1 pseudogene is annotated in these 744 nt (G+C 51.7%); it reads right to left on the reverse strand.

Going from position 1 to position 744, the window contains the following annotated elements:
* A pseudogene (locus ETP66_RS11860) lies at positions 1–728 on the reverse strand (transcription antiterminator BglG); the annotation flags it as partial.
* Between the last annotated feature and the right edge of the window lie 16 nt (positions 729–744).

Raw genomic sequence — 744 nt, forward strand, 5'->3', positions numbered from 1 at the left:
ACATAACTCTTGACACGACCTTCGATGGTGTAGCGCGGCACCCAGGAAAAGCGCTTGAAGCGTCCGTCCTCCAGCACTACTTTCCCGTAGACCCTCCATCCCTCGAGAAGAGGCTCTCGGCTAAGGGTGGGCCACACCCCTTCGAGACGGACCGAAGATTCGAGCAATCTCACCTTAACCTGCTTGTGACGGAACCGAGTGCTGCTGAATTCGCTATGACTTTTAGGATTACCACCGCCCAGCCTTAGATAAATATCTTCAAGTGCCCGTTCGGAGCGATTAAACAGGAGCCTTATGGGGTTGGGCTCTCCTAAAACGATCCCTACCTCCTCTAGGAAGCTAAGCACCGCTTCTTGATCCCGCAAATTGATTCGTTCTTCTCCGAGGAGAACTTCCAAGGCTTCCCTTAGCTTGCTAAACATTCGCTCATAGGGTTTAGCTTCTTCGGAGAGATGGCCAGTTTGATAGAAAGTAACAAAAGCGTCCTTAAGGGCCTTCAAACGTAAGGCCTTAAAGTGAAAAATGGTATCGAGAGTGCCTATGAAGTCCCGCTTGCCGTTCTTAAACACCCTCAGATGAGGTTGCGTTTCTCTGTGCCACCCTAGGGCTTGCCAAAGGCGGTCATACTCGTCAAGGGTGGGAAGGGAGAGCTTGCGTTGGCTGCGCTCTATCCCCAACTCCTCAAGAAAATGGGACCAAAACTTTTGGTCATCCTCGGGTACCCACATTCCGCACCCCTCTCAC

Source organism: Thermus thermamylovorans, from assembly GCF_004307015.1.
GTDB classification, from domain to species: Bacteria; Deinococcota; Deinococci; order Deinococcales; family Thermaceae; genus Thermus; species Thermus thermamylovorans.